Source organism: Moorena sp. SIO4E2 (assembly GCF_010671945.1).
In the GTDB taxonomy this organism is placed as follows: Bacteria; Cyanobacteriota; Cyanobacteriia; order Cyanobacteriales; family Coleofasciculaceae; genus Moorena; species Moorena producens.
In genome coordinates this window covers 1-4157 of record NZ_JAAHIE010000591.1, presented here as the reverse complement: position 1 = coordinate 4157, position 4157 = coordinate 1, and the positions used below count along the sequence as shown (strand labels likewise).

Annotated in this window: 3 protein-coding genes; 2 read left to right on the top strand and 1 reads right to left on the bottom strand. The window is 44.1% G+C overall.

Features of this window, described 5'->3' with window-relative positions; genetic code table 11:
* Positions 1-69 precede the first annotated feature (69 nt).
* Positions 70-258: a CPXCG motif-containing cysteine-rich protein gene (locus F6K37_RS33650; RefSeq protein WP_008181174.1), complete on the top strand. Its 189-nt coding sequence runs from the start codon at positions 70-72 to the stop codon at positions 256-258.
* Positions 259-397: 139 nt separating this feature from the next.
* A complete protein-coding gene (locus F6K37_RS45050; protein ID WP_353838814.1) occupies positions 398-3316 on the top strand; it encodes a VIT domain-containing protein in 2919 nt (972 codons plus the stop codon).
* Here the strand turns inward: F6K37_RS45050 and F6K37_RS33635 are convergent.
* Entirely contained in the window at positions 3294-3830 is a 537-nt protein-coding gene (locus tag F6K37_RS33635; protein WP_287255070.1) for a retropepsin-like aspartic protease family protein, read from the bottom strand. The two genes, F6K37_RS45050 and F6K37_RS33635, sit on opposite strands and share 23 nt — an antisense overlap.
* Positions 3831-4157: the final 327 nt, after the last annotated feature.

Sequence of the window (4157 nt, the reverse complement as noted above, 5' to 3'; positions counted from 1 at the left end):
TCAGTTGTGATCTCCGTCAGTCCTGACCCAATACAATTATTGCTACACTCAAAGAAAATTCTGTAGTGAATGCAAGAGACTGCTCAATATTCCTGTGCCTATTATGGTGAAACCATTTTGACCTTTGTAGATCTAAGCGCTGGTGAACAGCAATCCTATATCGAAGATTGTCAAGTCTGCTGTCGTCCAAATATTTTGTATGTAAGGGTAGATCAAGAAACTCTCGATATTGAGATTGACAGTGATTATGATGGCTAACTAAAAGGCAGATTGACCCAAGTTCACTCTTGGTAAGGATTTATGATTAGATTTGTGGCTAGCATGGTGCGTCTACCCAGAACCTTGCTACTGATAGGGACAGTGGCGAAACTCACCCATTTGCTCAATCTTAAGGTAAATGCCCATGCCCACTCATGCACTATTATGCTCCAAGCAGTTGCTAGGGGGACTATACGTTAACGAAGAGGAGCAACATTCGGTATTTCCTCTGAAACATACAGACGTTTACGCCAAAATTACCGGTCACCTGTCACGGGTAGAGGTGACACAGACCTTTGAGAATCCTTTCAGCCAACCCTTAGAAGCGGTCTATATCTTTCCACTACCGGATGAAGCAGCAGTGGATCAGATGGAGATTAAATTAAGCGATCGCATAATTGAGGGCAATATCAAAAAACGGGAAGACGCTCAAACTATCTACGAGCAAGCTTGCAGTCAGGGGCGGAGTGCGGGACTCTTAGAGCAAGAACGGGATAATATTTTTACTCAATCTCTAGCTCACATTAAACCAGGGGAGCAAATTGAGGTCACCCTTCGCTATACCGATCAGCTACAGTTCCAGGGGGGTAACTATGAATTTGTCTTCCCAATGGTAGTTGGCCCCCGTTTTATCCCTGGTACTCCCATTGATGAGAGTGGGGATACTGACTTCGTTCCCGATGCTTCCCGAATCACTCCACCCTTGATTCCCCCAGACATTCGCTCAGGTCATGACATTGGGGTAACCGTTGAGATTGACGCTGGAGTAGCAATTACAGAGATTTATTCTACCTCCCATCAGATTAACATTGAACAACTCAACATTGAACAACAGGGGGCAATCCTGCGGGTCAAACTGAGTCAGGAAGACACGATTCCCAACAAAGACCTGATTCTACGCTATGGGATTGCCAAGGAGCAAACTCAGACAACACTACTTACCCACTCAGATCAACGAGGCAATCATTTTGCTGTGTATCTTATCCCTGCGTTGGACTATAGCACCGATGAGATTGTGCCAAAGGATGTGGTGTTCGTGATCGATACCTCTGGTTCTCAAATGGGGGATCCTCTGCTAAAGTCTCAGGAATTGATGCGTCGGTTTATTAATGGACTCAATCCGAAGGATACCTTTACCATTATTGATGTTTCAGATAGGGCTACCCAGCTATCCACCAAACCCTTATCGAATAGCCCCCAAAACTGTAGAAAGGCGATTAACTACATCAATCAATTAAAAGCCAACGGTGGTACTTATTTACTCAAAGGTATTCGTCACTTGCTGAATTTACCGGCTGCACCGGAGGGACGACTACGGAGTATTGTACTGCTAAGTGATGGCTACATTAGCAATGAGAATCAGGTACTAGCAGAAGTACAGCAACAGCTTAAACCTGGAAATCGCATCTATAGCTTTGGTGTCGGCAGTTCTCCGAACCGGTTTCTGCTGAATCGCTTAGCTGAAATTGGACGGGGAATAGCTAGAATCGTGCGTCAGGATGAACCAACTGAAGCAGTAGCGGAACAGTTTTTCCGTCAAATTAATAACCCAGTGCTAACCAATATTCACGTTACCTGGGAAGGCCTAGGGGAAGCGATAATTTATCCCAATCCCACTCCGGATCTATTTACCCAGCAGCCTTTGGTTATCTGTGGACGTATTTCTCCCATTCAAGAGTTCCAGGCAGAACAGTTGCAGGTTAGCAAGTTGAAGGTTAAAAGTTTGGAGAATAACCTACCGGACTCGAAGGTTACAGCTGAAGAACTTTCAACCAAACAACATTCAACCTTAACCCCAAACCAACCTTGGCCAAAAGGCCACGCTACCCGAACAACCCCTACTGGCACTCTCAGGATTACGGGTACTAGGGGGGATGGTAGTTACTACCAGAAAAGATTTAACCTCAATTTTGATCAAGCCAACAATCCAGCTATTGCCCAGCTGTGGGGTAGAGCAAGGATTAAACACCTGATGCAGCAAATGTTGAGCTGTGAAACTAAAGCTGGGGTAGAGGCAGTGACGGAAACAGCGTTGAGTTATCAACTATTGTGCCAGTACACCGCTTTTGTGGCTGTCAGTGATCAGGTACCGGTTGCAGGTGAAAGCCACCTCATATCGATGCAAGTACCAGTAACAATCCCAGAAGGAGTTAACTGGGAAGGCATGATCAAAAGTACTTTTGCTAGTGCAATTCAGGATAGACTCAGGCTACAGAAGTGGCGTTCAGGGTTGAGAGCAGGGGATAAGGAGAGCAGGAGACAAGCAGCAATTGACATCAATTCCAAATTCTTGCCTGATGAGCAGGGGAAAAAGGGGAAACCGAAGAACTCTAAGATCAACCGATCGTTACTGTTTTCCCTCTCTCCCTTATCTTCTGGCACCGCCTGGTCTTCTCCTATCCCAAGATCTGTGTTACCAATAAGTGAATATAGGAAATTGGGGGTTAAAAGCAAAGCTTGGATTCAACAGTCAGAGTATAGGCAAAACAGGTACCAAGAATCTAAGCTAACCTGTAATAATGATAATCGCTATGATACCCATCAGGCATCAGAAATGAGCCCTCAGGATTATATTCTTTCTAAGACAGTTCAGGATAGCCTCAATGATAATGATAATCGCTATGGTACCCATCAGGCATCAAAAATTATTACTGAGGACTATTTAGCCAATCAATCACCAGATAATTTTGAATTGACCTTGGTCTGTCCTAGATTGATTAAAAAGGTGAAGTCAGAGATATTAAGCTCAGCGGCAATCAGCCATCACAGGTTACAGTTGGTCAGAGTTAAGGGATTAGATGAAATAGGGACAACCTGTTTAACCCAACATCTGCAACGATTGAACCTACCCCTAGGGGTAGCTGGTGAAATTGTCTTCGAGTTCCTAGTTCGTAGAGGTCGCGTGATCAGGGTGATGTGGGATGAAGCAGCCTCTACCCTGACCGAAGCCCAAATGATTGATTTGATTAAGCGATCGCTTTCTTGTTGGCGAGTGCCCGAAACCTCTGTAAAGAGCGTGTGTTTAACCTTACGCATTAACGAAGGTGCAACTCAATGACATCTTGCTTAATCGTGAGATCATAATCTTGATAGAAATTGTGTCCTAGCAGTCCAATTGACAGGGATGGACTAACAGCAACCAGTAGGTTGTTAGCCACAATACCTCCTGCGGCAGCGGAGGCCAAGCGACCCAGGGGTACATCAACTGTACCATTAGCTGTATCCATCGTGGCAGTTCCTTCTGGTTTCAATCCCAAAGCTTTTGCCATTTTTGGGGTAATTGTCACGACGGATGCTCCTGTATCAACCACCATTTCAAAGGTTCGTTTACCATTAAAAGTGACATCAATCACAGGAGTGTTATAGACTCGGCGTTTGATCGGGATTGTAATCACTCCTGAACTGTTTTGCTTTGATATGCCACAAAGTTTGCCAAGGTCAATCAGATTGCCATTGGCATCCCGCATGAAACAGGGTAAATCGATTTGAGCTTTAGAAACAGCAGGAGTCAGGGTGCTGGTTGTGATTACAAATAATGTTGTTAATAGTTGGATTGGTAAATAGGGTTTCACCTGATTTATCTACTCCAGTATTTTGATTAGTACAAACTTTTAGGAAGGATTAAGGATGAAGGCTGACTCTGGACTTATCGCCTAATCCTAGATTACCCAGGGAAACTCTTAAACCAACACTACTCTTAGAGAGAGTTTATAGATACACTTTAATAATAGCTAATCGGTAATAAATCAATTAGCAGATAGGGAATCGTTGTTGGCTCGTTATCGGGAAAAGTTTGGGGAGTTATGCTGATAGCTGGCACTATTACAAAAAAACTTAATAAAGGAAGTCATAACAATCGATTTGAGTACTGAAATCGATGCAGCAAGGGAACAGGGGAG

Excerpts from the sequence above, each read along its gene's own strand:
- F6K37_RS33650 (WP_008181174.1), top strand. The coding sequence starts at position 70 with ATGCAAGAGACTGCTCAATATTCCTGTGCCTATTATGGTGAAACCATT.
- F6K37_RS45050 (WP_353838814.1), top strand. The coding sequence starts at position 398 with ATGCCCATGCCCACTCATGCACTATTATGCTCCAAGCAGTTGCTAGGG.